Raw genomic sequence first — 25,643 nt, 5'->3', positions numbered from 1 at the left:
ATTATGTCTTGGAAACAAACAATTACGCTAAGCCAGCTCCAACAAAAAGGACGCCACTGCGAAACCATCGATGGCCATAAAATTTTATTAATCTGGAATAATAACTCGGTCCATGCCATTGCCTCTCAATGCCCACATTTCAAATTACCCTTGACTAAGGGTGTGATTACAGATGAAAACACAATTGTCTGTCCTTTTCACAAAAGTGCCTTTAACCTAGACACAGGAAAACCCGAATGCTGGTCTCCATGGCCACCAGCAGTAGGTACAGTACTGGGTAAGATTAGTAAACCTAAAAACCTGAAAATCTACCCCGTCCGTATTGATGAGGATATGATTACTGTGAATCTGACTTAAAATGTTGGGTCTTAGTCTATTGCCAGGCTAAGGAGATTTTTCCATGTTTTATCAGTGCTCCGTTCATGCTCAGAGGTATCCCCACGAAATAAGTATCAAAGGAATTTGTATTAATTTATCCCGTTCAGCCTGAGGAGCACGCATCGCGTGCGTCTCGAAGGCTTGTCCTGAAGTTCTCGAAGGCTTGTCCTGTAGTTCTCAAAGGCCTGTCCTGAGGCTCCTCGAAGGGAGACCTTTTGCGACACTTCGAGACAGCGCTGCGCGCTTCCTCAGTGCGAACGGGATAAACATAACGATCAGTGAACTTAACAGTCTATTTAATGTCGTGGGGTACCTCAGTTCGGGCTGAGGAGGCCAAACGTTTAATTATTTTAGACTAGAACATCACTTTTGAATGCCGAATTATTGAAAATTGACTCTTTTATTTGCAATAGTAAGGCCATATCTTTAATTGAGTACGATAGGTGCATATTCACCACTTTCATCCATGTTTTCCTCCGCAGCTTGCTTTTGTTGACTTGGAGGCTCAACCTCTAACTCCTCATCTTCTATCGATAAACAGCTAAACGTGTTCTTCACTTGTTTCTTCACATTTTGATAAAAGGAATATATGCTATCTAATCGATCTATTTTTTCAGCTTCTCTCTCGAGAGCTCTATCCGCCTTGTCTATAAGACTCTGAGAATATTTGACAACCCCGCCATGCTTTTCTATGCTTTTTTCAATGGTTCGCTCCCCCTCTTCTAAAATACTTGCAGTTTCTTCCGACTTATCGTCTAAATAACGCAGAAAAGAGTTTGCTGTGTTACTAGCAGAGGTCAGGGTGCTTTCTAACTTTTCCTTGCTAGGACTCTGAAAGAAAGCCCGAGCATTTGTTTTTGTTTCAGGGATATTCTCCGACAATTGCTGGGAATTTGTCTTAGTAGAGCCTGTTTCTTTAAGTTGCTCATACATTTGTCTTACATATCTTCCTTGTTCCTTGATGAAGTGCGTGGTATTTTCCTTGGCTCTTTCAAAAATACTTTTATCTTGTGTATCCAACATTGCTGTTAACGCTTTTAAACCATTTTGAGCAACATGGATCTTACGATCTAATGCACCTGCGCCCTCTTCAACCGGAGCAAAAAAGGTATCGCTTATCTTTCCTACAACTATATCCTGTACTTTTTCCTCTATTTTTTCTTCAATTGTTTCCGTTATCTCTTTTTTTAACTCTCGTTTTGCTTGGTCTAAATTAGCTTGGAATCCGGAAATCTGTTCACTGACTATAGCTTGGATGTCTGCCTTAGTTTTTGAACCATTACGCCTCTGCGCCATCGAATCACATATAGACATAATATGATTTAACTTCTTTTCCCACTCCTGAACCTCGGGGACTAAGGTGCTATCATGTTTTGCTTGCATAGCTGACACCTAAAATTAGTATAATATTCAGGTCTCAATTATAAAAAAAACTTCTTAAGGGATTATTAAAATGACCAAGAAGTTTGTTTTTTATCCAAATTAATCAGCACATACATAGTGGCTATTTTGTTTTTCAACCAATAAGTTAACTAAGGATAGAAGTTAGCTTATAATTTGCTGCCTCCAACCGCGTATAATACTAAAGGAATGAAAAGTGATTAAAAAATTGTCTGTTCTTTTTGCTAGTTGCATTTTATGTTCAAACTTACAAGCTTATAAAATCAATGACCATAAACGCTTTCACAGACCGGGAGACTGCTCACGCTGTGATTTAACGGAGTCATCTTTTCCCGAAGATCTTTCTAATTTTAACTATGATTATTCTTTTTTTACTGGTTCAACGAGTATCTCAGGCATTAAAGCTAATGGTTCTAGTTTTGTAAAAGCTAACTTCATATATGTATCGATCGGTAATAGCGAGTTTAATAATGCTAATTTTAAAAATGCAACATTGAACTATTCAACCTTTATATTAACATCATTTATTCATGCGTCCTTTATCAATGCCGCGATGGATCATGCCGATTTTTTTGGATCTAATTTTACCAATGCTGATTTCACCAATGCTAATTTAAATCAGACTAGTCTCTCTTACTCAAATTTATTTAATTCAAACATTTCATCTGCACAGCTAAAGAGCTTAAAGAGTTATAATTGTGCAATCCTTCCGAATGGAGAGGTTTTTGATAATAATGGCAAGTTTAATTGCTTAATTCCAATTAAAGAAGCGGTGACCCAAGCTAGCTCGAAAAACCACAAGGCAAAATTAAAAACAGGTCTGAGCTACAGTTCTCCAACGGACATTAAGCATTTTGACGAGACTAAAGAATGCCAGGCTTGTGATTTATCTAAGCATTATTTCTGTTCTTGGTTTAATGACGATTTTAGTGGAGCAATCATAGACAGTTCTGATTTACGCCAGAGTACTTTTTCGCAATGTAATTTTTTAAGCTCTAAATTAACCAATAGCTTAGTTTCTAATGCAAAAATCCTACTTTCCAACTTTATGCATACTAACTTCCAAAACTCAAAACTCGATTATTCTGAATTTTTAGCTAGTCATCTCAGTGAATCTTCCTTTAAAAATACAAGCTTAAAAAAGGTTAAATTTATCAAATCCAATTTATCAAGCAGTGATTTTAGCGATGCCAATGTTCAAGGAGCAATCTTTAAAAGAGCGATATTGATTGGCTCTAACCTAACAAATAAACAGCTAAAAAATGCAAAAAGCTTAGCTTGCTCGGTTTTACCTGATGGAAAACTAGCTCCTGCGGCAGAAGGTGAGTATTGTTATTAGCTGTCTTGCTTTATTTAGCACTACCCTAATTGCGAGCAACGGCCCCTGATCGTAAATTCTCATTATTGCCTTCTTGAGGCTGAAGAATTTCATCTCCCCCCTCGCTATAAAACTTAAAATGGACAGATATTGTAATCAACATACCCCTGTGGCTTACTCATAACTCTTTTAGCCCCTTTTCCCCTTTTTGTCATGAATGCTCCCACATTGGCGGATGATAAGTAAATTCAACCTCGACTCCATCTGGATCAAATACACTAAATGAACAGGTTCCCACACCAAATACTTTAGGTGGATGAGCTATATTCAAGCCATATTTTTGCAGGTCTTTAAATAATTGCTCTACTGCTTCCACAGAATCTAGAGCAAAACCAATATGCTCTAACCGCTGGGTTGCTCCAAATTTATGCTGAACCCTATGCAATGAAATGTTATCGCCATAACCTGCTAAATAAACATAATCAGTTGTTTTAAGCTCTGTACGCATTCCCAATAAATTATAAAACTGCTCACATTCATCGAGCTTGTTCACAGCAAGCGCTACGTGTCGTAAGCTCGCCTTTTTAGGCAGCATCTTTCTTCCTTATTTCAATGTTCTTAATTTTTGCCTCAATAACTAACTGATTAAACCCGTCTTCCATTATGGCACATTTCCTTTTTAGCTTCTAAATCAACCCTCTGAAAAAAATGCACTATTATCTAGAATATGCTCCCATTGCCTTCAACTCATATAAAAGGAATACTCCAAATACTGCGGCAGAGAAAATATTATGATTCAAATTGAAAAAATAACGGTTGAACTAGCTAAAGACTTGTGTCGAACAATAACCACGGAGTTACCAGAGTACTTCGGAATACCAGAAGCAAACGAACATTACGCAATAGGGGTTACACACCATATCAATTTTGCTGCGAAAAAGGATGATAACTATATTGGTCTCATTTCCATTCATTTTCCTTATTCGAATAATGCCAACATTTATTGGATGGCAGTAAGACCTGAATTTCACCATCAAGGTATTGGAACGCAATTAATTGATACCGCTTGTCATTTTGCTATAATGCGAGGAGCTAAAACCATGACCGTTGAAACACTTAGTCCTTCTGAATCAGAAGAGAATTATCTTAAAACCTATCGGTTCTATCAGGCGGTTGGTTTTAAAGCTCTTTTTGATTTAAAACCCGCTGGATACGAGTGGAATATGACGTATATGATGAAACAGCTTGAATCATCGACACTAAGAAAACCTGCAATTGTTATCAAAGCCCTAGCGTTATCTGATATCCCCTTTCTGGTTGATGCCTTTCAAAAAGCAAATTGGCAAAAGCCTGCATCATTATTTGAAAAGTATTACCAAGAACAACAACAGGCTGAGCGAGTAGTATGGTTAGCTTATTTTCAAGACCAAATTGCCGGCTATGTGACGCTAAAATGGACATCACTCTATGAACCCTTTGCCCATAGACAAATCCCAGAAATTATGGACTTAAATGTATTACCTTCTTTTCGCAAACTTGGAATAGGAAGTACTTTACTAATAGCTGCTGAAGAAAAAGCAGCAAGTCAGCATGATCGTGTAGGTATTGGTGTTGGGTTATATGGTGGTTCTGATGGTGGATATGGCCAGGCGCAACGCCTTTACATCCAACGCGGCTATATTCCTGATGGGCTAGGGGTCACTTATAACTATACACCGGTTACTCCAGGAAAAATGGTTTCTTTGGATGATGATTTGATATTATGGTTTACCAAAAAGGTGAAATAATAAAATGAAGTTTCCCTACAGCCTAGCATTTCAAGATAGCGCTAATTTTAAAAAAAGCCTAACCTTCTTCAAGGCACCGTTAGAACTTTGCATAGATTGAATACTACAGAAAATTGACCCAATCAAATTATCCCTAAACCCTAATTTAATAGTTTACAAGGTGACCAAATGAAAGAACTCCTTTTTTTAAAAGGTTATCAACAAGAAGATAAAAAACGGGCCTCTTTTGACGCGCTTTCCGTTAAGACCTTTGGTTTATCGTTTGAAGCCTGGTATCAATCCGGCTATTGGCGAGATAAATACATTCCCTACACTTTATTTGACGGGGAGCAAGCGGTTGCCAATGTTTCAGTAAACATCATGGATTTTAGCCTCTTTGGACATCAACAGAGAGCTATCCAGATAGGCACTGTGATGACTGATGAAGCCTACAGAAATCAAGGCTTAAGCCGAAAGCTCATGGAAAAGATATTTGAAGATTGGAAAGTAGGAAACAATTTGATTTATCTTTTTGCTAATTCAACTGTATGGGACTTCTATCCTAGATTTGGATTTAAGTCAGTTAAAGAGTATCAATACCAGCGAACAATAACACCTACAGCCTCTGCTCACTTTGTTAAATTGGATATGGATAACAAAGAAAATAGGAAAAAACTTCATGATTATGCCAAAAACCCCTATCCACTGAGCAAGATTTCCATGCAAGAAAATGCCGATTTGATCCTGTTTTATGGCATCACAATCTACAAAGATAATGTTTTTTTTCTCCCTGAATTGGATACGATCGTCATCGCCGAAATAACTGGTCGACAATTGCATTTATTAGATGTATTTAGCAAAAAAGAGCCAAATATAGACGACATCATCCCTGCCTTAAGTGACGAAACTATAGATACGCTACGACTTGGTTTTGTTCCTAAAGACTGCTCATCCTACGAGATAACTCTTATCGATGAAAAAGAAAAAGATGAAATGCTTTTTATTGAGGCAGACAAGACTGCTTTATTCGATGAAAATCAGTTGATGTTTCCTCTGTTGTCTCACGCATAGATCAAGGTTTAAGCATGGGAGAACATAACCTACTGATTCTCCTTCGCTAAGTCGTCAATACACAATTGCATTTTATAATGCGGCACGGGATGCCATGAGGCTATAAATTTCCCAATGATTTTAAATCCTGCCTTTTTATAAACATGGACAGCACGCTCATTAGCAATTTCAGGATCAATAAGTACAATTTTAGAATCAGAAAATTGACTTAAGATAAATTCATGAATCATCTGTACGGACAATCCTTTACCAATATAATCTAACCTGCAAATGAATAAATCCAGCGTAACTGCCCCATCGGGATATTCCTCTGATTTCTCTATTTCAGAAGTAATTAAGTAAGCGAATGGGATTTCATTATCATAGGCTATCCAATGAATTGCCCAGGGCTCCCCATCGTTTAAAAATTCTTGAATGTCCTTTATTGTATTACTTAAACCTTCGCCATGAAGCCACTCATTAATATAGGGCTGACTAATCCAGTCAAGAACAAGCCTTTCTTGTGTTTTATTCATAGGTTTAAAATGGAATCGGTTTTCATTTTTCATGTTTATCATTGATTAAAAACTCAAAGGGTTGCTATAAAACATTGATTTGTACTGGTGTCTATCCCATAAATACTTCCGACATGTTTATTTAAGCGCATCATAATCCGTATAAATTTCATGCAAAACCTGTTCTACATCAGTTTCTTTAATTGGCCAACATAAGGTTTTCCAAAATGCCCAGCCTAAGGCTCGCATCCAGGTATCATTATCCAATTGAACTGCATTTTTAAATACTTTTCGTTCTTCGCTAGAAAAAAAATTCCACGCGATTACCAAATCACAGGCAGGATCACCGACAGCAAGTTGGCCGAAATCGATAATAGCACACAGACTTCCATGACGAACTAAAATATTTCCGACGGCTATGTCTCCATGAACCCACACAGGTTTTAAACGCCATTCAGAATAGAGTGCCCGTTGCCATAATGATTTTGCCAGGCTTTGTTCATTAACGTTTTTAATTTTAAGAATCGCAAGTTGCATTTCATGATCATAAGCCTTTAACGAACTGCCCCTATAAAAATTATGTGCACCAGCTAAAGGGCCATTTGTCGCATCTATAGATTGAAATTGTCTTAAACAGTTTCCTAATGCTTCCGCGAATGATTTGATATCATGGATATTCTGTCTAGAAGCAGACTCCCCTTCAATCCAACGATTGATGCTCCAATGCAAGGGATAAACGGGTGATGGTTTTCCAAGTGCAATAGGTTGCGTGATTTGAAATGAGAGTTGTTTAGACAGCCAAGGCAACCATTGATATTCTTTATTTATTTGTGGCTCATAATGCAGGTCGCTAGGCAAACGAATCACCATTTCTTCGCCTAAATGAAAGGTTCGATTATCCCAACCACTTTGAGCAACTGGATGTATTGGCAATGATTCCCATTGCGGAAATTGCTCGGAAATCAGCTTTTGGACTAAGTTCTTGTCAATTTTTACTTTATCCATAAGATCTCTACATTTGACAAATAAGGATAATAAAATTTATTGGTTAGCTTAAATCAATAGTTGAACCGCTTGTTGCCGTAAACCATAGTTTCTTGGCATCTCGGGCCACTAGATTGCCACTAAAATCAATACACATATTGCCACTGCAATCATAACCAAATATAACCTATTATAACGAGCCTAGAGACAAAGAATTCTCAGTATTTTTAAAAAATGGCTAGGGGCAAATTTTCGGCGGTATACAAGCCCATTTCGATACCGAGTCAGTATATATTGAAGTGCTGTGGGTTGCTGAGAAGCTCAGAAAAAAAGGATGACCACAAGTTTCGAGAATTGCTTGCACGCAAATCCTTATTACTGTTTTCCGGTGATATTGATCATAATGCTCTTAATTTCTTTGCTTCAACAAACAATTGATTACATTTATCCTCCATTATCCCTCCAATTAGATGGCAACTATAAAAATCAGGTGTCTTTGATAAAATTTCTTCCGCACTAACTTGTATTTGTCGCCCAAACAATTCATGCAAAAATGAGATAGATGTCCCATAAATTACTTTAGGAATCATCGCCCAATAAATTGCAGCAGCACACATAGGACATGGCTCAGCTGTTGTATAAAGACTTAATTTACTCACATCGCTATTAAAACCATTATTAAACAAGGTATGTATAACTGATAATTCACCATGCATTAGAGGGTGATGGTGCGCACTATTTACGGATTTCAAAAGAATATCTTTATTATCATAAACAATGATTGCGCCGAAAGGCGCAATAGGGTTTGATGAGGCTACTTCAATTGTTGCTGCCATAAAATCAAAAATGTATTTATCCATTGTTACTCCCCTTTGGGTTTCGTATAATTTTCATCAAATTTATTTGCACTGAATTTATAATTGGTATTGATTCTAAACGGATTTAAGTTCGATAATTCATCATAGATATCCACTTTTTCTTTTACTTTAAGGAAGTAAATGAGCAAAATTGAAACGGGGGTTAATAGTACTTCGTAGGATATTTTATAAGCATCTTCATATAAGATTACGCTTCCAAGTTTTTCAGTTGGTACAATGCCATAAAACGCCACTAACGAAAAAAGGCTAACATCAATCATAATCCCAAAAGCAGAGGATGTCGCAATTCGTGTCCAAACCGTGGTAATAAATTTTTTCTTTAACCCATTGATTTCACTGATGCCGTTGCGCGGAATCGAACCGCGGACCTATTGATTACGAATTAGTAAATTATGGGTTTTAGCCAATTAGATACTTTTTTAAATTCTTTTAATTTCCTTTTATTTACTTGATGTTACAGCGTTATTACGTTATAAGTTCTATTAATGAATTTTAAATAATTGTGCGACACATTCAAAAACGAGTGTAAAGTTAATTATGAAAATAACCAAAACAAACGTAGAAAACCTCCCTCTTCCTCAAGCAACGGAAGTAGGAAAAACCACACAAAAAAGATATTACGATGACAACCTGAAAGGCTTCGGCATACGTGTGACCTCGGGAGGAGCAAAAGCCTTTTTCGTTGAAAAATTTATAAATAAGAAACGTTGTCGCATTACTTTAGGGCATTACCCAGAATTGACTGCTGAAATGGCAAAAAACAAAGCCCTTCATCTTTTAGGGCAAATCGCCATGGGCATTGATCCAGTTGCTGAGAAGAAGGCAACTGAGGTTCGAGATATAACTTTGAATCAAGTATTTAAAGACTACCTAAAAACCAGAAAGAACTTAAAGCCCAGAACTATAGACAATTACAAACACATATTAGATAAAGCCTTCACGAGCTGGAAGAGTAAACCTATGTTATCGATCACTAGAGATCGCATAGCTAAATACCACGAAAAGCTGGGCAATGAGCATGGAGAAGCCTATGCTAATTTAGCCATGCGAATTCTAAGAGCTTTATTCAATTTTGCAGCTGGCCAGTATGAAGACAATAGTGGTCACTCTCTTTTCATCGATAACCCAGTAAAACGCCTTTCACAAACACGCGCCTGGTACCACATCGAAAGACGAAAAACCTATATAAAATCTCATGAACTAGCCGCATGGTATGCTGGGCTACAACAAATCCAAAATGATACATTACGCGACTATCTGCTTTTAATCTTATTAACAGGTCTACGCCGACAAGAAGCAGCGACTTTGAAATGGTCTGATCTCGACTTAAAAGCAAAATCATTTACTATCAATAAAACCAAAAATAATGAATCCCACACCCTCCCCCTTTCTGACTTTCTTTATGATTTGCTGATTGCCAGAAAAGGAAAAGCAACCAACGACTATGTTTTCCCAGGACCGGGGGCTGCAGGTCATATTATTGAACCGCGTAAGACAATGGCGCATGTGATAAAAAATTCCGGTGTTCATTTTACTGTACATGATTTGAGGCGTACTTTTATCACCATTGCAGAAAGTCTGGATATCCCTGCTTATGCATTGAAGCGTTTAATGAACCATAAGATGAGTAATGATGTAACTGCTGGATATATTATTGTTGATGTTGAGCGGCTACGAAAGCCTATGCAGCTTATTACAGATTATATTTTAAAATGCATGGGTGTAGTAAAATCAGCTGATGTTATTGCCATCCAACCTACAAAAACGGAGTTTTTGAAATGAGTATGCTTGAAATGCCAGAATTGCTTACGGCGATTCGTTCTATACTGAATCAAGCACGAGACCATCTACAGAAGACAGTTAACCATACTATGGTGCAAGCTTATTGGAATGTCGGTCGTTTAATTATTGAACATGAGCAACAGGGTGCAAAACATGCTACTTATGGAGAATATCAATTAAAACATCTTTCTAAACAATTGCAATCTGAGTTTGGCAAAGGTTTTAATGAACGCAATTTGAGAAGAATGCGAACCTTTTACTTGGCCTATCCAATTTGGACCGCAGTGCGGTCCGAATTAAGCTGGACACATTATCGCGCTCTATTAAGTGTAGAAAATAAAGTAGCTCGTGAATGGTATATGAAAGAAGCGATAGAACAGTCTTGGAGTACCAGAGCACTAGAACGACAGATAGATAAACTGTATTATGAGCGATTATTATCTAGTAAAGAAAAACAGCCTGTAATTGATGAAGCGAAAGCCCGTACCGATGAATTAAAAAACACCCCAAAAGATTATTTGCGCGATCCCTATATTTTAGAATTTTTGAATTTACCCTACGCTTCAACATTAGAAAGTAACTTAGAACAAGCGTTGATCAATAACCTTCAACAGTTTTTACTAGAGCTCGGAAAAGGCTTTGCTTTTGTAGCACGCCAGCAACGAATCGCCACAGAAGATCAAGATTTTTACATCGATTTAGTGTTTTACAACTATAAACTAAAATGCTTCCTTCTTATTGACTTAAAAATAGGTAAACTGACTCATCAAGATGTAGGGCAAATGGATACTTACGTAAGAATTTATGATCAACATCGCAAAGACGCTGACGACAACCCAACCATCGGTTTAATTTTATGTAGTGAGAAAAGTGAGGCTGTTGCTAAATACTCGGTATTAACCGAAAGCAAACAGCTCTTTGCTTCCAAGTATTTGCATTATTTACCAACAGAAGAAGAGCTTCGATCTGAATTAGAACGTGAGCGTGCTATTTTAAATGAATTACCTGGCTGTGATGAGTAGAATTAGCAATACTTGAATACAATACACACAATGTTCTAAATGTATATGGAATTAATTGATTCTGCTTAAGTTATCCATATGCAAGCTATAAACACAGAGCAGATATAATTACGAATCGAGTTATGGACCGCACCGCGGTCCATATTTAAAACTAATTTGGTACACAGTGAGTGCCAAATTCAAGAAACAACAATAAATAAAGAAATTATCTTATTCTCGACAATTTGCGCAGATTTTTCACCAATATGTCGTTGGCTGAAATTATAATCATTTGAACTCTCCGGGATTTCCGGAAAGTTCAAAATAAAACCTAGCAGCCAAGATTATTTATACTGCTATAAAATTGGCACTTTAAACAACCATCTAAATACGCTTATCATTCACAAGCCGCCAGTATTGGTAACCACTGGCTGTTAGACGGCAGGATTTCGAATTCATTGCAGCAAAATACATAAACTCCTCTCCGACAGGAACAACAAGCCCCACACTAAAGAATTTCTGCAGGTCTTGGAAAATTTTAACATGCTCATCGTTCGGAGCATCAGAAGTAAACTCATAACTAGGATCAAGTTGAAATTCATCCGATGGGGTTTTGAAATACTCTGTTATCTTACGCAGTTTCTCCAAAGGCACCCTAGGTGTTATTGAGCGCAAAGAAGTAAACCGTGTCACATTGGTTTTAAAAATAGGTCGTTGATCCCATGGCCCAAGGGCTTGGTCAACATAGGCATAGATACTACCAGGAGTGACATGACCTCGTAGATCGGCAGCACCACCATTCAAACCATCAACAACAAGCGAAGTAAAAACTCCACGACCATTTATTTCTAACGCAGACTCAGAATCTCTGCTTGCAGTAAGAACAGATAAACCTTCCTTCAGTTGAGACATATTATTTTCATTCATTGTCGGTGTACCAGCTGCACCAGAATGGCAGCAATCGAGTATGATTATTTTATCTTGTGCAGGCGACTGATTGGCATAAGACAGTAACTCATCCATAGAAACGCCTTCATCATACTGAGCATAATCCGTTGTTACCAAGAAACCACCGGTGCTTTTAATCAGCCCATGACCAGAGAAGTAAAACAACGCAGCATCGCACTTCGAGGCAAATAATTCTTGAATTGATTTACGAAGGGAAGCTCTATCCACCATATTGCTCGGTGATGTTATCAGCCGTACATCAAAGTTAGGCGAGCCATCACCATTTGCTTCTAACACACCAGCAATTGCAGCTGCGTCGTTAACGCATCCACGTAATGGTGAAGATGGATAATTATCAACTCCTATAACAAGTGCTTTACGCATCAGCGGCTCCCATTAATTAAAGCTTTCAAGTTGTCCCAAGTCCACCTGTAGAGTTTATCGGATTGAGCCGCTCCAATTGGTTTTGTACATGTTCTATCAGAATATCCTGAGAGGAAGAAGTAAGGTACTTTATGTTGTTGAGCAATCCTAAGTTCGGCACTAACCCCAGAAGCAGTGTGAGTTTTTTCCCCACAAATCACGACCACAACATCAACCCCCTTAATTCGCGGTTCTGCCTTCTTTACCCAATCTCCTGTTAAATGCTCTTTAATAGAATGATCGGCAAATTCAAAAGGACTGTCAGAATATTTGGACTGCCCAACTAATGCCGTTTTTAGGAACGCGTCATTGTCATAATCGAAGCTAATGAAAACACGCTTTTTCGCCATAGTAAACATCTCCGTATGTACATATATTTATTGTTTAACTGCCGTTAGATGGAGTCGATTTTTTATATTTCAAGAGGGATTGCTTCCCATGCGAAATTTAACCATTCCATATCAAAAACAATACAAAATCCAAAAACTTCTTTAGATTGATTTTTGAAAACTATTCAAATTAATGATGGTCAAAACCCAACACGATATTTTCTGCGTCACTGCCATTTTCCAGCAGTGACGCAGGAATATTCGACATCGCTAACTCGCCTACACCAAGCATTAAAAGACTATTTGTCCTGACGCACCAGATATGATAGGACAAAATATTCCTGAAATGCTCTTGCCCCCAGATCTGCACTTTGCTATTTTTTAGATGAAGCATGACTGATGAATCGGTGAAAATCCGATGAAACGCTTAGGCGTCTTATGCTAAGCCACTCTCATTCCCTAACCTTGTGGCTGGACGTATAGTCGGGAAACCCTTCAGGAACCTTTACCGTTCGGTAAGGGGAGTTCTTCGGAACTCTAAGTCATTTCATTTGACCATGGATTAGAGATAAAGCCCTGCTTTATCACTTTCGTTTACTTTATTTTATTAAGGAGAAAAACCCACCAAAAAAACTATAGCAGTACAGGCGAGGTCGTTTGCCTTATAACGATTGATTTGCCCCCTTCTTCGAGCTTTACGGTTTTTACCGGGTTTCAACAGAGAGTGAACCGCTCGACCAACACTAAACAATACACAGGGCAAATTTTTTTTTAACTAATTTTTGCGGATAGGAAGATGCGTACACAATCCTTAAGACAATTCGCTAATCGACCAATTAAACAGGATGGGCAAGGCAAGTACCTATATCGAAAACACCGTGCTTATGTCATTCATAAAATGATTGATGACTTGTTTGTTATTCGGCAAATGCCACCTTCATGGCAGGCTTTGCAATCTGAGCAGGTTCATAAGTTGGTGCGTTATTGGAAAAAACAGAATATTAATCCAATCACTATCATGCGATACATGACCATCATTCGTCGTTTTTTGCAGATGAACAATTGTCCTATTGCTAATATTGATAATCAATCACTCGAACTCTCAAGACCTAAAGCAAGAAAAAAGAGAAAGAAAACAATCTCTCCAGATATTTGGAAGTCGCTTCAAGATCCTATAGCCAGAGTAATCATGGGATTACAAACAGAATTTGGACTCACCTTCAAAGAGGCAATTCTGATTAAGCCACATATCCAAGTTAGAGAAGACTCACTTTGGATAACTCGAGATATTGCTTTTAATTCCACTGACCGTACCATACCTGTACGAACCGGAAACCAGAAAGCGGTACTCAATCTTTTTAACTGGCTCACTCAACAAAATGGTAACTTACTTCAATTAAAATCTTACGAAGAAATCCGCATCATCTGGCGCAGTGCATTAGCAAAGCACCGTTTATCCAGTACCAAAAGCTGGCGTTATTTGTATGCAACGCAAATGTATGCGTACCTTCTGCCTGAACATGAAAATTATAGGACTTGCTTGCTGATACGTGATGAGATGGGAATAAAATCTCGAAATACACTTTGGTTATATCTTAAAGAATAGAAATTTATCTGGGACAATTGGGACATGAGGGACAACCCGTAAATACTGGCTTGTAGCCGTCCCAAGATGTCCCAAGATTACAAAATAATGGGACAAATAGTTCTGATTTATCGAAATAAGGTTACTCTCCGCCCCAGATTTTATCTGTAAACATGTATAGTCTGGGTGTTCCAACTCCCTTAATTCTTGGTTTATGAGAGGGCGATCCATCTGCTGCTGGCTTTAGCCAACCTTCATTCATTAATATACGGACTACCATTCTAGGCTCAAACCCCATGCATAGCTCTTTTTTAAAGACTTCCGTTAATACCATATACACGCGAAAACCTGCATCATCGGTAAGGTAAAATCCAGCACGATTTTGAATCCTCTCATTGTTTGGCGTTCTGATATTATCAAACCGACTGGCACCATGAGATTCAAAAAATGCTCTGACTTGAGCTAATATCGCTCTGTCCTCCTTGTTACCCTCTATTCCAAAATGATCCAGCCATGCTCTATAACATTTGTAAGCTGCATAGGTAGCCTCGCCTTCTTGCCATCCGGTCAATCCATATTGGCTAGCCAATTCGCCAGCTACAGCAACCAAGGCAAACCGCCGGGCTACGCGAATAATTTGTCCTGTTGAATCCGGTAAGACAGTACTATTCACAAACTCTTGCATCGCATCAGCAATGTTAGTTGCAATACTTGGTTGATTTGCCACCACCTTTTGCAGCCATGCCATACCAACTGCACCATAATACTTACTGGAATATTCCTTTAAGGATAAGGACATTGTAGCTGGACTGAGTTGATTATGGATTTTTTCAAAAATCCCCTTATTCAAACCAGCATCAGCTTCAATATCTGCTAACCGTATTTCTTGACCAGCATTGGTTTTCTGCCCTACTCTGGCCATCAAAGACATCAAGGATTCTTCTCCAGCAGAGAGAAAGAACAATGACCATCGAGACGATGGTTTGACTGTTCCATGACGTGAGGCTCGTGTTTTACCTTGACCATTGGCTAGCAAGTAAGCCGCCTCCCCTGCTTCTTTGGGATCCATCTGACTTAATTCATCCAGAATTAATAAGCCATCGTTATGCAAAGCAGCCAGTCCTTCAAGCCCATTAGTGGTACTGCGCCATAATCGACAATAAGCCTGTGGATTACCCCAAACCGAAGCAGCTACTTTTAAAGCGGTGCTTTTACCACTAGAAGAAGCACCCCTGAAATGAAATCCACCTGAATCTTCACCAGCAATCTTTGCTAAAGCAGGAGCAAAAGCAGCGGATATGGCGAAAACTAACCGAGAATTGCCAGAGGCAAGACGGCCTATTGATTCTCGCCAATCATCTACAGTACCGGAAACAGACATAGCAGATTCAATCGCATGGCTATTTTGAAAAACAATTTTTTCAGAGGAGTGTCCGAAGATTTGCGAAGGAGTGATAAAAAGGTTTTCATGCCACCCCAATTTCTCGACACAACGTGCCCGATCTTCAACAGGGAACACCTGCAAATAGGTAGCCAGTAAATCCCGAGAAACTCTATGAGGTGAAATGGTTAAACCAAGACTAGCCAATTCCCGTCTAACTTCGGATGCATCTCCTTGTAACAAGGCTAATGGCATTGCCCATTGATGAATGACTCCATCATCATCCTGCCATTCGAGTAATCGACCCCACTCACCGCTTTTAGCATCACGCGTTTTCGCCACCACATACAACGGAGAACAAATCCACTTTGGCGGCATTGGATTACCGTCTTTATCCTTTCCAAGGAAAGACACACCCTGCTCATTTAATTTAAAAAAGCCTCCTGCGTATTCGCAAGTTATAGGACTATGACCGTTTTTGTTCTTTAAGGTAATAATTTGATTTTGCAACATCACTGTTTTCCCCCGCAGTGTTCATAGAAGATAGAAACCTTATCGATCCTTGAACAATCTATTTCTATGGAATTTATTCGTTGACCATTGAAAGAAATTCACCTACGTCACCAGTAGAGCGATAGATTTTCTGTTGTTGGAGAAAAGACAATACGTCACTTTTTCGATACAAAACCTTACGACCTATTTTAAGGTAGGGAACGCCCTTTCCTTCCCAACGATTGCGTTCCAATAGTTGGGTGGAACAATCTAAAACAGCGGCCAAAGTGTGTTGATTAAACAACGCAGAAGTTGGTGCGGATTCAAATTCGTTTAACAGTTGTAAACGAGATGGTTTTTTATTCATATGGAACCTCATCAAATGATTATTCATTCAGCTTAATGCCGACGGTATGCATCCTGCTAGATGAATATCAGTTGACTGTCCGGCCGGATAATAGTCGTGATATTTCATTTTCCGTTACTTTTACAGAACCGTGGATCTGCAAAAGTTTACTGCTCGCGATAAGTATTGCTTGGAATTTAAAAGGCCGTCAAGCCTTTTAAAGCCTGGTGATCTGATTGTTATTAAATGATATTGTTTGTTATTAAAAAAATTTTGCTTACGGAATTTGTCCCATTTGTCCCAAGTGAACTTTTCACATTGGGACACATAAAATCTAATGTTTATAAGGTTGTCCCCGCTGTCCCGATTGCCCCATTTTTTAGGTAATTGTTTACATTTAAATTTCTAAAGACAACATGCTCTAAATTCAACCTTCATGACCTTTTTTTGCTTGACAATATTTTAATCATATCCTACCATCGCGTTCTTTTGAGCAATTATCGATCATTTGAAAGGCGTCACTAAACGGTCTATCTTTATATAATTCATGTTGAATGAGAGGATTTATGTCAGATTCTAAAGAAAAAAGAAGCTTTCTTAAGCCAATGACAGCTGTATTGACTTTAATAGCCACAACTAGTCCCTTAGTTGCTAGTGCTATGCCTAATGCTATGAGCACTCCTACAATCCAAACCACAGAAGCACAATCTAATGTATCTTCAGTGATTGATAATCCACTTTTAATACAACGCGCTGATGCCAAATTTTCAAAAATAGGACACTATTCACATAGCTCGCATTCGTCTCACTCATCACACTCATCCCATTCATCTCACTACTCTAGTAGTTACTAAGAGTATTGAAAATGAATACAGAAGAAATTAATAAACAATCGAATAATGACAACATAGTTCTCAATTTATCGGTATATTGTTTGAACGTCATCAAGAAGGCTGCCTATAAATTTTCTTCTGAATTTTCAATTAATTTTGAAAAAATTGATGATGAACAAATTAAAGTTTGCTTTGATTTTAACCCAACAATTAATCCTGAAAATAAATCAGAGATAATTCGTCAATTTCAAAATGAACTTTTAGATCAGGATCTGAGAGAAATCGTCTTTAAAGAAACGGAAAATGTTAGAAACTTGATTTTAGCTCATGCTTTTTCAAAAACCACATTAATTGAGTCATAGTTACCATGACTGATGAGCGACTTAAATTTAAACCATTGTCTTACTATGATACTAAAAAAGACGTTCCTTATAACCTATTACCCTTTAATTTTACATCTCTTGATTCCAACAGATATGTAGTGACTAATCTAGCTGGCGAGTACGTTGTTCTAACCAAAATAGAATTAAATCATTTAATAACTAAACAACTTTTAGCGGGCTCTGAAACTTATAATAATCTGATTACAAAACATTTTATCTACGATCATAATTCAGACGTGGCTATTCCTTTACTTGCATTAAAATACCGCACTAAAAAAAACAATCTGTCTGAGTTTACTAGTTTACACATATTTGTTGTTAGTTTACGTTGTGACCATTCTTGCCCATATTGCCAAGTATCACGCCAAATAGTCGATAACTCACGTTACGACATGACCACTGAAACAGCAGATAAAGGAATAGCATTTGCTTTTAAAAGTCCTTCTCGTAGCTTAAAGTTTGAATTTCAAGGTGGAGAATCCCTACTTAATTTTGATTTAATCAAATACATTGTTTTGACTGTTGAAGAAAGAAATCTAACTGAAAATCGTGACATCCAATTTGTGATTGCAACCAATCTTGTTTTTATAAATGATGAGATTTTAAACTTTTGTAACAGTCACCATATCCTAATTTCTACTTCTCTCGATGGCCCAGAGGATCTACATAATAAGAATCGCCCTAGACCTGGTAAAAATAGTCACCAGATAACCATACAGGGAATAAATAAGAGCAGAGAAGTTTTAGGTCATCAGAATGTTTCTGCCTTAATGACAACAACTAAATCAAGCCTCACCAGAGGAACTGAAATTATCGATGAATATATTAAACATGGATTTAATTCAATTTTTTTAAGGCCACTAAGTCCTTATGGGTTTGCAATTAAAACAAAAAATTACAAAAAATACGATACTCAAGAGTGGCTCAAGTTTTACTTTGATGGACTCGATTACATCATTGAAATTAACAAAAATGGACATTATTTTGCCGAGCAATACGCTTCGATTATTTTAACCAAAATGTTCACTCCCTCTGAACCAGGATATGTGGATCTCCAATCACCAGCAGGTATTGGATTGAGTGCAATTGTTTTCAACTACGATGGTAATGTTTATGCTTCTGACGAAGCTCGAATGTTAGCTGAGATGAAAGATGAAACTTTTAAACTGGGTAATTTGCATCATGATTCTTATGAAGCAATTATTGGTTCAGATAAGTTACTAGATATTCTCGAGCAAACCATGTCAGAAAGTGTGCCTGGTTGCTCTGAGTGTGCCTTTCAACCCTATTGTGGAAGTGATCCGGTCTTTCATCATGCAACCCAAGGCGATATGGTTGGCAACAAGCCTAAAAGTGTATTTTGTTATAAGAACATGGAGATTTTTAAGCACTTGATACGACTGATGGATGATAAAGATACACGCAATGTTTTATTGAGCTGGGTGAGAGGTTAAAATATGTTAAAACTATACTCTCGAATGAAATCATTATCGAAAATGAATATCACCGAGCGTCTTGTTGCGAAAATCACAGATAACCATTCTATACCAAATGCGCTTCGAGCTAATTTGGTATTCGTCAATAAAACTAACTTAGCGAATCTACCAACAGGTTTTAAAGCTTATCTTATTTTTGATAATGAACATATCAGTAACTTAGACAATCAATTAGATAATATCTTTTCCATACCCCAAGATTTTAACTATCTTGAAGCAGATGACATTGTTGTTATTAATCCAGAAAAAAATTCTATCAAGGTCGTTTTCAGAAAAAACACTCCATTTAATTCAATTTTGGTTACTGAAAATTGTAATAATTTTTGCTTAATGTGTTCACAGCCTCCAAGAAATATCAACGATAGATATTTGGTGAATGAAATCCTATCTATGATCCCACTAATAAGCCCATCCGCAACTGAAATAGGCATTACCGGTGGTGAGCCTACATTATTAGGTAACGATCTTGTAACTATGTTTAAACGATTTAAAAATTACCTACCAAGCACCGCAATCCATGTTTTAACGAACGGTAGAAACTTCATAGATACACAGTTAGTAAAAAGTATTGCTGAAATAGCTCATCCTGACTTAATGTTTGGCATTCCACTTTATTCAGATGTACCGAGTATTCATGACTATGTTGTACAAGCGAATAATGCCTACAATGAGACACTAAAAGGCATAATTAATTTAAAATCAGTTAATCAGAAAGTTGAAATTCGAGTTGTCCTACATAAACAAACTTATCAACGCTTACCACAGCTAGCTGAGTTTATTACACGTAACTTGCTATTCGTAGATCACGTGGCTTTAATGGGGCTTGAAATGATTGGCTTTACTAAAGCGAATCTTGATTCACTATGGATCGATCCTATCGATTATCAATTAGAGCTTGTCCAAGCAGTTCAAATTTTAGAAAAATTCGGTATGAATGTTTCAATCTATAATCACCAGCTATGTTTGCTAGATAAAAGACTTTGGGGCTTTGCTAAAAAAAGTATTTCTGACTGGAAAAATGAGTATATGCCTGAATGTAATGGTTGTTCAATTAAATATAAGTGTGGTGGCTTTTTTAGTTCAGCACATTTTAAATATAGTAACAATATTAAAGCGTTACTATAGTTAAATAAACAGTTAAAAATCAAAAAAAGATACAACAAAGTGTGTCAATTTTTAAATTATTAATTAAGGGTTAACAATGAAAAAAATAATGGCTGTATTGCTATGCACAATTAGTTTGGCAGGATTTGCTTCAGATTACTCTTACGACGTTACAGGTGAAGACGAAAATGGTAACGAGCTTGAAGGGACAATTTACTCAAATAATGGGGAACAAGATGTAAGTGGCGAACTTACAGACGAGAATGGTAACTCCGTTGAGTTTACTGGACAGTGGAGTGGTCATGGTCAAATCAGCGGTGAAACAGAAGATGGAGTTTCGGTAGAGTTAAACACCAACTAAACACCAAAAATATTTAATAAGATGTAAAATGAGTCATTTTTCATCAAAAAATTGATTATATTATTATTTTATTTTTTAAATGACTGTAATGAATCTACATCAAGGCTTGCTATAGTTATGTGAACAAATCGGAAGCTAAATTTTATCTTCTATAATGTATATATTATTCTACAAGGACGGTGATGACTAAGCATAATATTTATCTTTTTATGGATGCCAACATTTATCTAAAATTTTATTCTTATTCCGGAGTTGACTTAGAAACACTTTCCAAAATTGCGCATGAGTTAAATGATAAACATTTTAAAATAGTAATAACTCCTCTATTAAAAGACGAGTTTTATCGGAACAGGGAGTTCTATATCAAACAAACTATTAATGAAAGTTTTAAAATTGATTTTAAAAAAAAACTTTCCTACATTAATTTCAAATGACTCAGATTTACACCAAAAATTCACAAAATCCCTAAAAGCTCTGAAGGAAGCATCGAAACAGTTTGGTATAGTATGTGAAGAAATCATTGATAATATCAAAAAGGAAGCTGTAGTTAATAATTTAAAACCAGATATTTTAATTAAAAGCATATTTGATAATGCCAAAACCATTGACCTTACACCAGCGATTTATAAACAATCTGTAACTAGGATGCGGCTAAAAAATCCACCAGGAAAACCAAATGAATTAGGAGATAGAGTTCATTGGGAGTCTTTATTAAAAATAGAAGACAATAATAAATTAGTAATAATTTCAGAGGATGGAGATTTCGCAAGTCTTTTAGATGCAAACAATATAAAACCATTTTTAAAAGATGAGTGGCATAGCAAAACAAATTCTTCAATTGAGTTTTTTAAAGATCTTTCTAGTTTTTTAAAAAAGTATTTACCCGAATTTGAATTGAAAGAGCAAACAGAAGTTGCTGATAATATTCGTTTATTAATTGATTCTTTAGCTACCAGTGACTCTTTCAGCACAACACACTATTTAATCCATCAATTAAATCAATTTTATCCAAATTTTAATTTTGAACATATAAAAAACATTATTAATTGTTATCTTAATAATAGTCAGATTTATATGATAATAGGAGATAGTGATATATATGAATTTCTCAGTAAGTTAACAAGACATCCAAATTATAACCCTGAGCTAAATGATGAGGTTTGTTATTTACTTAATAGTGAAGATTTAAATCAAGATGAGCTTTAAAATAGGTATTGGCTTGAAGTTAAATATTTTTATCCCATTGATTTTCTTCGATAATTTGGCAACAAAACTCTATAAATTTGATAGTATTATCAATTTTTGTGATGTTCTGTTCCTGAGGCATTGGCCAAGTTGATTTAACACTTTGTTCTACATTACAAAATTTTTTAGTGCTTGGATTAGAAGTTACACCCCAAACTATAGAATATAAGTCTTCTGTTATGCCGTTTTTCATAGGAACTGGATATTTAGTTATCAAAAGTGATTTATTATTATCCAATTCCATATTAATCTCCTGACATCTGAGAATAACTGATTGATCTAGTACACAACCAGACCACTCTTGTTTTTACTTCCACTTAATTTTTTATAAATAATAGGCCGGAATTTAATTTTATAACTGCGACACAGCTGCGACACAAAAAATCACTACCGCGATAAAATTTCGCAACTCATTGATTTCACTAATGCCGTTGTGCGGAATCGAACCGCAGACCTATTGATTACGAATCAATTGCTCTACCGACTGAGCTACAACGGCAAACTTGGGGAGTATATACTTGTGGAGGATTTGCGTGCAAGATTTTGGCTTTGCAGGTATTTTAAATAATTATGTAGTTAGATGAGTTGGGGGAAAGTCAGAATGTGTTGGGCTTGGTGTTTCTTGCTCAGCTTTCTGTGCTTCTCTAATTAAGAAGGCTTGTGAAGTTACGCGGGTTTTTAGGAAACTGGAAAACTCTCTATCAATGAGATTGTAGTGATCTTGGACGCTAAGAAATTGTAGTCTCCCATCAATTTCCTTTGTTTGTGCGTAGGATGGTGCTTTAGAACAAGCTATTTCTGCAAGTATACATTCCCTTAATTGCTCGCTAATTCCCTCATTGGTTGATAATTGGTCTGTATCTTCAAGGATCGCTGCAGTGTATTCTACTTTAAGATTTGTCAAAGTTATTTTCAGTCGTGTTATCTTCTCAGCAATTTTCGCTAATTCTGAGTCATAACCAAAGAAACTAATCATTATATTCTGTGGTTTTGCTAACTGCTCTTTAAGTTTTTTATCTAAGGCCTCGACTTCTCTTTCGTAATCCTCTACCGATTGAAGTATTTTTCTTTTATTTTCTACATCTTCAATTAACTCATAGACCAAAATTTCAGCATCTTGAGATTTAGCTAAATCTAGACCAGCCTGATCAAGATCGACTGAAGCGGAATTTAAAATTAATAGTTTTACTCGTTCATCCCCATGAGCAATTTTATCATTACTGGCTTCAACGACTTTTTTTACTTTGTCGATTTGCTCTGACAACTTGGCAAGGTAGCTGTTTATTAACTTCTCAACTTTATTCTTAGCGGCACTATCTATTGTGGCAGGTAAATACTTGGATACTGCATTGGTATAGCCAGGTGCTGTATAGCGGAAAAAACAGCCAGGTATCGATGTTGTTATGCTGGTTGCATATTGCAAAAAAGAGACTGTTTTCCGATAGGCGGTTGGATTTAAAAGCTCTTTCCATATCGCGATTAATTCTTGCTTATCTTGATCGTCATCAGCATAAGCTATCATCTCATCAAAATTGGCTTTATTTTTCGCAATAAAATCTAAAAAATACAATCTCCCCGTTGGTTTTTGATTGTTTTCAACGAGCGCTCGCAATAGTTTTGCTGCATTTTCCTTTTTTTTAGCTAATAACTCCAAGCTACCTCTTAACTCATCAAAAGAAGCAAGAGCTTTAACCATATTGCTTGTTCTTTGCTGGACTAGCATAACTCTAGTCATCAGAGGAATCTCTCTGGTTTTCAAAATAGTGAGATTAATTGCATGCAGATGTTCTGCAATCGTGGCCGGACCAATAACGCCTGAAGATGAATCTTCTTGAGCCGCTTTAACCGTTAACGACCGAATTTTATTTTCAGTTCTATCAAGTAAGTCCTTCACTTGCTCATGAAAAACATTAATATTAACAATTCGGTTCACTGTCATTTTCAAAAGCGTAGGAAGATTATTTAGAGTGAGATCAGCAATCTTCAACACCATGTAAATGGATTTAAACGCATTGATGACTTGTTCTCGATTCGGATTTTTTTCAGCAAATTTTTCAATCCAATCATTAAATACCTTGATTAAAGTTTCAATTTTTTCCAAAGTACCACTGGTAGGATTGTCATAAAGTCCATCAATAGATTCTATTACTTTATTGAGTAATTCTTTTTCTTCTACCGCTGAGCTTTGAAGGCACTCCATGTATTCATAAACCCCAAGTCTCCCAAAAGCCAAAGCGCCATAAGTGCGTTTACCATACCTAGCAAACTCTGCGAACAAAGGTGAATCATGATCATGGAAATCTGCTTTAATCTCGTCTAAAGTGGCTTTCTCTACATATGAACCGATCAAGATCGCGGTATTTAAACAATTGTCCTCCTTGTCTGCTTTCTCTCTTCGCCAATCTTGAAACCAGCCTTTATAGATTGCTTCTTTTGACATATAGGATCTTAGTTAGGAAAATAAGGTTATTCTATGCTTTTGTGGTTTGTAATAAAACAACCCCTAAAGTCCAATCCGTTGTCTGATTGGCTGTAAGATAGTTGACTGGTTGCTGCGATTGTATACCATAGCCATCTACCATTAACGCATAGTAATAGGCAGGAAATAGACAATAGCCATAGAGGTATTCATTGCCTGAATATTGTGAACTCAAAGAAGACCATTGTTGATGACAGACTAGTGTATTAGCTTGTTCTAATAATGACTCATTGGTAAATTGGTTGTTTGCAAATTGAAAAGGTTGGCTTTGTACCAGGTCGGACATTCCACCTATAACATACCAATCGTTTATAGGATTAGCATTCATTACAGGTTGTATAATGCTATTAACTCGATGCACATTATTCATTAAGGTAGCCACCTCTGTTTTACAAGTTGTAGCATCCCCTTCTGCCGTTACACCAGTTGGTAATTCGTATTCGTTCGCAAAACAAGAACTTTCATCGAGAAATTGATGAGTGACTTCAGTTTGTCCAAGCCCTAGAAAGCTATGTATGAAAAGTTGTAGATGACGACCATAAAGATCGAATTGTTGAATGTCAGAATTTTTTATTCCCTCAGTTTTTGTTACGGGAAAAACGATTTGCACCGACGCCCCACCCATGTCCATCACACCAACTGGGGCTTTAATATTCGAGGTTAAGGTATCGAGCTTATAATTGACGGCTAACCATCCATAAAGTCCTTCTTCACTACCAGTAATGGTTTTAGAACTTTGCAATTGCCACTGGGAATGATTGGCAAACCAATTTTGTATTAAATCATAAAATTGCTTTTGTTTGGGCGCAGGCAACAGCCGCATACCTGCGGTGGAATAAAAATAGAGGGGTATCCTGTCTTCAGTCGCTCCAGAAAACAAGCTTGTCAGGTAGGCGTCGATAGTTGCTTGATTAGCTTCGATGGTTGCTAAACCGGGCTTAACCTTTTTAGACCAAAGCTCTTTTACATTGACGGGGGTTTTGGTTTGATCAATATCGTAAGCATAAAGATGCAAACGAGATCCGGTACTACCGGCATCAACTATACCAATACATTGATGTTGTTGGCATTCAGAACTTGCGGCATTAACAACAATACTCACAAAGAGTGCCAAAAATCCCAACAAGCGTACCGCCATAATTCACAACTCAGAGGGCATAAGATG

General features: G+C 37.0%; 28 protein-coding genes and 1 tRNA gene. 13 read left to right on the top strand and 16 right to left on the bottom strand.

The window, feature by feature from the left end; translation table 11 throughout:
- The first annotated feature begins 3 nt into the window (after nucleotides 1-3).
- A complete protein-coding gene (locus Lnau_RS05095) occupies nucleotides 4-357 on the top strand; it encodes a Rieske (2Fe-2S) protein (RefSeq protein WP_058504061.1) in 354 nt (117 codons plus the stop codon).
- Nucleotides 358-804: 447 nt separating this feature from the next.
- Here Lnau_RS05095 and Lnau_RS05090 read toward each other — a convergent pair whose 3' ends face one another.
- A complete protein-coding gene (locus Lnau_RS05090; RefSeq protein WP_058504060.1) occupies nucleotides 805-1,761 on the bottom strand; it encodes a hypothetical protein in 957 nt (318 codons plus the stop codon).
- 214 nt (nucleotides 1,762-1,975) lie between these two features.
- On the opposite strand from Lnau_RS05090, the gene Lnau_RS05085 reads away from it, so the two are divergent.
- A complete protein-coding gene (locus Lnau_RS05085; protein ID WP_058504059.1) occupies nucleotides 1,976-3,118 on the top strand; it encodes a pentapeptide repeat-containing protein in 1,143 nt (380 codons plus the stop codon).
- 190 nt (nucleotides 3,119-3,308) lie between these two features.
- Here the strand turns inward: Lnau_RS05085 and Lnau_RS05080 are convergent, their stop codons facing one another.
- Nucleotides 3,309-3,692: a VOC family protein gene (locus tag Lnau_RS05080; RefSeq protein WP_058504058.1), complete on the bottom strand. Its 384-nt coding sequence runs from the start codon at nucleotides 3,690-3,692 to the stop codon at nucleotides 3,309-3,311.
- A 196-nt stretch (nucleotides 3,693-3,888) separates the two neighbouring features.
- Here Lnau_RS05080 and Lnau_RS05075 point away from each other — a divergent pair, with 196 nt between their 5' ends.
- Both Lnau_RS05075 and Lnau_RS05070 read left to right on the top strand, forming a co-directional pair.
- Entirely contained in the window at nucleotides 3,889-4,884 is a 996-nt protein-coding gene (locus Lnau_RS05075) for a GNAT family N-acetyltransferase (RefSeq protein ID WP_058504057.1), read from the top strand.
- A 168-nt stretch (nucleotides 4,885-5,052) separates the two neighbouring features.
- Nucleotides 5,053-5,934 (top strand): GNAT family N-acetyltransferase, encoded by an 882-nt coding sequence (locus Lnau_RS05070; protein WP_058504056.1) that lies wholly within the window; start codon nucleotides 5,053-5,055, stop codon nucleotides 5,932-5,934.
- 29 nt (nucleotides 5,935-5,963) lie between these two features.
- Here Lnau_RS05070 and Lnau_RS05065 read toward each other — a convergent pair whose 3' ends face one another.
- From Lnau_RS05065 to Lnau_RS05050, 4 genes are all read right to left on the bottom strand, one after another.
- Nucleotides 5,964-6,491, bottom strand: a complete 528-nt coding sequence (locus Lnau_RS05065) for a GNAT family N-acetyltransferase (protein ID WP_058504055.1) — start codon at nucleotides 6,489-6,491, stop codon at nucleotides 5,964-5,966.
- Between the two features lie 75 nt (nucleotides 6,492-6,566).
- Nucleotides 6,567-7,433, bottom strand: coding sequence for an aminoglycoside phosphotransferase family protein (locus Lnau_RS05060; RefSeq protein ID WP_058504054.1), 867 nt, complete (start codon nucleotides 7,431-7,433; stop codon nucleotides 6,567-6,569).
- 377 nt (nucleotides 7,434-7,810) lie between these two features.
- On the bottom strand, nucleotides 7,811-8,272 hold the full coding sequence (locus Lnau_RS05055; RefSeq protein ID WP_058504053.1) for a nucleoside deaminase: 462 nt from the start codon (nucleotides 8,270-8,272) through the stop codon (nucleotides 7,811-7,813).
- Between the two features lie 2 nt (nucleotides 8,273-8,274).
- Nucleotides 8,275-8,598: a VUT family protein gene (locus tag Lnau_RS05050; RefSeq protein ID WP_274520269.1), complete on the bottom strand. Its 324-nt coding sequence runs from the start codon at nucleotides 8,596-8,598 to the stop codon at nucleotides 8,275-8,277.
- Nucleotides 8,599-8,827: 229 nt separating this feature from the next.
- On the opposite strand from Lnau_RS05050, the gene Lnau_RS05045 reads away from it, so the two are divergent.
- Nucleotides 8,828-10,072, top strand: coding sequence for a tyrosine-type recombinase/integrase (locus Lnau_RS05045; protein WP_058504051.1), 1,245 nt, complete (start codon nucleotides 8,828-8,830; stop codon nucleotides 10,070-10,072).
- On the top strand, nucleotides 10,069-11,094 hold the full coding sequence (locus Lnau_RS05040) for a PDDEXK nuclease domain-containing protein (protein ID WP_058504050.1): 1,026 nt from the start codon (nucleotides 10,069-10,071) through the stop codon (nucleotides 11,092-11,094). Before Lnau_RS05045 ends, Lnau_RS05040 begins: the two co-directional genes overlap by 4 nt.
- A gap of 363 nt (nucleotides 11,095-11,457) precedes the next feature.
- On the opposite strand, the gene Lnau_RS05035 is transcribed toward Lnau_RS05040, so the two are convergent.
- The 3 genes from Lnau_RS05035 to Lnau_RS16350 form a co-directional block, all read right to left on the bottom strand.
- On the bottom strand, nucleotides 11,458-12,405 hold the full coding sequence (locus tag Lnau_RS05035; RefSeq protein ID WP_058504049.1) for a caspase family protein: 948 nt from the start codon (nucleotides 12,403-12,405) through the stop codon (nucleotides 11,458-11,460).
- Nucleotides 12,405-12,794, bottom strand: coding sequence for a TIR domain-containing protein (locus Lnau_RS05030; RefSeq protein ID WP_058504048.1), 390 nt, complete (start codon nucleotides 12,792-12,794; stop codon nucleotides 12,405-12,407). Before Lnau_RS05030 ends, Lnau_RS05035 begins: the two co-directional genes overlap by 1 nt.
- A 169-nt stretch (nucleotides 12,795-12,963) precedes the next feature.
- Entirely contained in the window at nucleotides 12,964-13,107 is a 144-nt protein-coding gene (locus tag Lnau_RS16350) for a hypothetical protein (RefSeq protein ID WP_162263180.1), read from the bottom strand.
- Nucleotides 13,108-13,569: 462 nt separating this feature from the next.
- On the opposite strand from Lnau_RS16350, the gene Lnau_RS05025 reads away from it, so the two are divergent.
- Nucleotides 13,570-14,379: an integrase domain-containing protein gene (locus Lnau_RS05025; protein WP_058504047.1), complete on the top strand. Its 810-nt coding sequence runs from the start codon at nucleotides 13,570-13,572 to the stop codon at nucleotides 14,377-14,379.
- A gap of 121 nt (nucleotides 14,380-14,500) precedes the next feature.
- Here Lnau_RS05025 and Lnau_RS05020 read toward each other — a convergent pair whose 3' ends face one another.
- From Lnau_RS05020 to Lnau_RS05010, 3 genes are all read right to left on the bottom strand, one after another.
- A complete protein-coding gene (locus Lnau_RS05020; protein WP_058504046.1) occupies nucleotides 14,501-16,252 on the bottom strand; it encodes a DUF927 domain-containing protein in 1,752 nt (583 codons plus the stop codon).
- Between the two features lie 73 nt (nucleotides 16,253-16,325).
- A complete protein-coding gene (locus tag Lnau_RS05015) occupies nucleotides 16,326-16,598 on the bottom strand; it encodes a helix-turn-helix domain-containing protein (protein WP_058504045.1) in 273 nt (90 codons plus the stop codon).
- A gap of 445 nt (nucleotides 16,599-17,043) precedes the next feature.
- Nucleotides 17,044-17,256: a hypothetical protein gene (locus Lnau_RS05010; RefSeq protein WP_133134816.1), complete on the bottom strand. Its 213-nt coding sequence runs from the start codon at nucleotides 17,254-17,256 to the stop codon at nucleotides 17,044-17,046.
- Nucleotides 17,257-17,442: 186 nt separating this feature from the next.
- Between Lnau_RS05010 and hxsD the strand changes: the two genes are divergently transcribed.
- The 6 genes from hxsD to Lnau_RS04980 all read left to right on the top strand — a co-directional run bounded on the left by hxsD (nucleotide 17,443) and on the right by Lnau_RS04980 (nucleotide 21,960).
- Nucleotides 17,443-17,772, top strand: a complete 330-nt coding sequence (gene hxsD, locus Lnau_RS05005) for a His-Xaa-Ser system protein HxsD (protein ID WP_027225610.1) — start codon at nucleotides 17,443-17,445, stop codon at nucleotides 17,770-17,772.
- A 5-nt stretch (nucleotides 17,773-17,777) separates the two neighbouring features.
- The gene (hxsB, locus tag Lnau_RS05000) at nucleotides 17,778-19,247 is read left to right on the top strand and encodes a His-Xaa-Ser system radical SAM maturase HxsB (protein WP_058504043.1); all 1,470 of its coding nucleotides are present in this window, start codon (nucleotides 17,778-17,780) and stop codon (nucleotides 19,245-19,247) included.
- Nucleotides 19,248-19,250: 3 nt separating this feature from the next.
- Nucleotides 19,251-20,414, top strand: a complete 1,164-nt coding sequence (gene hxsC, locus Lnau_RS04995) for a His-Xaa-Ser system radical SAM maturase HxsC (protein WP_058504042.1) — start codon at nucleotides 19,251-19,253, stop codon at nucleotides 20,412-20,414.
- Between the two features lie 76 nt (nucleotides 20,415-20,490).
- On the top strand, nucleotides 20,491-20,754 hold the full coding sequence (locus Lnau_RS04990) for a hypothetical protein (RefSeq protein ID WP_027225607.1): 264 nt from the start codon (nucleotides 20,491-20,493) through the stop codon (nucleotides 20,752-20,754).
- 182 nt (nucleotides 20,755-20,936) lie between these two features.
- Nucleotides 20,937-21,188: a PIN-like domain-containing protein gene (locus tag Lnau_RS16960; RefSeq protein ID WP_058504041.1), complete on the top strand. Its 252-nt coding sequence runs from the start codon at nucleotides 20,937-20,939 to the stop codon at nucleotides 21,186-21,188.
- Nucleotides 21,133-21,960 (top strand): hypothetical protein, encoded by an 828-nt coding sequence (locus tag Lnau_RS04980; protein WP_058504040.1) that lies wholly within the window; start codon nucleotides 21,133-21,135, stop codon nucleotides 21,958-21,960. The genes Lnau_RS16960 and Lnau_RS04980 overlap by 56 nt, the downstream gene beginning before the upstream one ends.
- A gap of 19 nt (nucleotides 21,961-21,979) precedes the next feature.
- Here the strand turns inward: Lnau_RS04980 and Lnau_RS04975 are convergent, their stop codons facing one another.
- The 4 genes from Lnau_RS04975 to Lnau_RS04960 all read right to left on the bottom strand — a co-directional run bounded on the left by Lnau_RS04975 (nucleotide 21,980) and on the right by Lnau_RS04960 (nucleotide 25,616).
- A complete protein-coding gene (locus Lnau_RS04975; RefSeq protein ID WP_058504039.1) occupies nucleotides 21,980-22,243 on the bottom strand; it encodes a hypothetical protein in 264 nt (87 codons plus the stop codon).
- Between the two features lie 182 nt (nucleotides 22,244-22,425).
- Nucleotides 22,426-22,498 (bottom strand) — tRNA-Thr (locus Lnau_RS04970).
- A gap of 69 nt (nucleotides 22,499-22,567) precedes the next feature.
- Entirely contained in the window at nucleotides 22,568-24,439 is a 1,872-nt protein-coding gene (locus Lnau_RS04965; RefSeq protein ID WP_058504038.1) for a hypothetical protein, read from the bottom strand.
- A gap of 31 nt (nucleotides 24,440-24,470) precedes the next feature.
- Nucleotides 24,471-25,616 (bottom strand): acetate and sugar kinases/Hsc70/actin family protein, encoded by a 1,146-nt coding sequence (locus Lnau_RS04960; RefSeq protein ID WP_058504037.1) that lies wholly within the window; start codon nucleotides 25,614-25,616, stop codon nucleotides 24,471-24,473.
- Nucleotides 25,617-25,643: the final 27 nt, after the last annotated feature.

Origin of the sequence: Legionella nautarum (assembly GCF_001467895.1) — a bacterium.
Lineage (GTDB): Bacteria > Pseudomonadota > Gammaproteobacteria > Legionellales > Legionellaceae > Tatlockia > Tatlockia nautarum.
Note: the sequence above shows the minus strand (reverse complement) of the source record. Positions and strands in the feature narration are given on the sequence as shown.

Coding starts and splice junctions, on each gene's coding strand:
- Lnau_RS04980 (WP_058504040.1), top strand. CDS start 21,133: ATGAAAGTTTTAAAATTGATTTTAAAAAAAAACTTTCCTACATTAATT.
- Lnau_RS05045 (WP_058504051.1), top strand. CDS start 8,828: ATGAAAATAACCAAAACAAACGTAGAAAACCTCCCTCTTCCTCAAGCA.
- Lnau_RS05090 (WP_058504060.1), bottom strand. CDS start 1,761: ATGCAAGCAAAACATGATAGCACCTTAGTCCCCGAGGTTCAGGAGTGG.
- Lnau_RS04975 (WP_058504039.1), bottom strand. CDS start 22,243: ATGGAATTGGATAATAATAAATCACTTTTGATAACTAAATATCCAGTT.
- Lnau_RS04990 (WP_027225607.1), top strand. CDS start 20,491: ATGAAAAAAATAATGGCTGTATTGCTATGCACAATTAGTTTGGCAGGA.
- Lnau_RS05065 (WP_058504055.1), bottom strand. CDS start 6,491: ATGATAAACATGAAAAATGAAAACCGATTCCATTTTAAACCTATGAAT.
- Lnau_RS04960 (WP_058504037.1), bottom strand. CDS start 25,616: ATGGCGGTACGCTTGTTGGGATTTTTGGCACTCTTTGTGAGTATTGTT.
- Lnau_RS05035 (WP_058504049.1), bottom strand. CDS start 12,405: ATGCGTAAAGCACTTGTTATAGGAGTTGATAATTATCCATCTTCACCA.
- Lnau_RS05060 (WP_058504054.1), bottom strand. CDS start 7,433: ATGGATAAAGTAAAAATTGACAAGAACTTAGTCCAAAAGCTGATTTCC.
- Lnau_RS05030 (WP_058504048.1), bottom strand. CDS start 12,794: ATGGCGAAAAAGCGTGTTTTCATTAGCTTCGATTATGACAATGACGCG.
- Lnau_RS05080 (WP_058504058.1), bottom strand. CDS start 3,692: ATGCTGCCTAAAAAGGCGAGCTTACGACACGTAGCGCTTGCTGTGAAC.
- hxsB (WP_058504043.1), top strand. CDS start 17,778: ATGACTGATGAGCGACTTAAATTTAAACCATTGTCTTACTATGATACT.
- Lnau_RS05075 (WP_058504057.1), top strand. CDS start 3,889: ATGATTCAAATTGAAAAAATAACGGTTGAACTAGCTAAAGACTTGTGT.
- Lnau_RS05020 (WP_058504046.1), bottom strand. CDS start 16,252: ATGTTGCAAAATCAAATTATTACCTTAAAGAACAAAAACGGTCATAGT.
- Lnau_RS05095 (WP_058504061.1), top strand. CDS start 4: ATGTCTTGGAAACAAACAATTACGCTAAGCCAGCTCCAACAAAAAGGA.
- Lnau_RS05015 (WP_058504045.1), bottom strand. CDS start 16,598: ATGAATAAAAAACCATCTCGTTTACAACTGTTAAACGAATTTGAATCC.
- hxsC (WP_058504042.1), top strand. CDS start 19,251: ATGTTAAAACTATACTCTCGAATGAAATCATTATCGAAAATGAATATC.
- hxsD (WP_027225610.1), top strand. CDS start 17,443: ATGAATACAGAAGAAATTAATAAACAATCGAATAATGACAACATAGTT.
- Lnau_RS05025 (WP_058504047.1), top strand. CDS start 13,570: ATGCGTACACAATCCTTAAGACAATTCGCTAATCGACCAATTAAACAG.
- Lnau_RS04965 (WP_058504038.1), bottom strand. CDS start 24,439: ATGTCAAAAGAAGCAATCTATAAAGGCTGGTTTCAAGATTGGCGAAGA.
- Lnau_RS16960 (WP_058504041.1), top strand. CDS start 20,937: ATGACTAAGCATAATATTTATCTTTTTATGGATGCCAACATTTATCTA.
- Lnau_RS05040 (WP_058504050.1), top strand. CDS start 10,069: ATGAGTATGCTTGAAATGCCAGAATTGCTTACGGCGATTCGTTCTATA.
- Lnau_RS05055 (WP_058504053.1), bottom strand. CDS start 8,272: ATGGATAAATACATTTTTGATTTTATGGCAGCAACAATTGAAGTAGCC.
- Lnau_RS05070 (WP_058504056.1), top strand. CDS start 5,053: ATGAAAGAACTCCTTTTTTTAAAAGGTTATCAACAAGAAGATAAAAAA.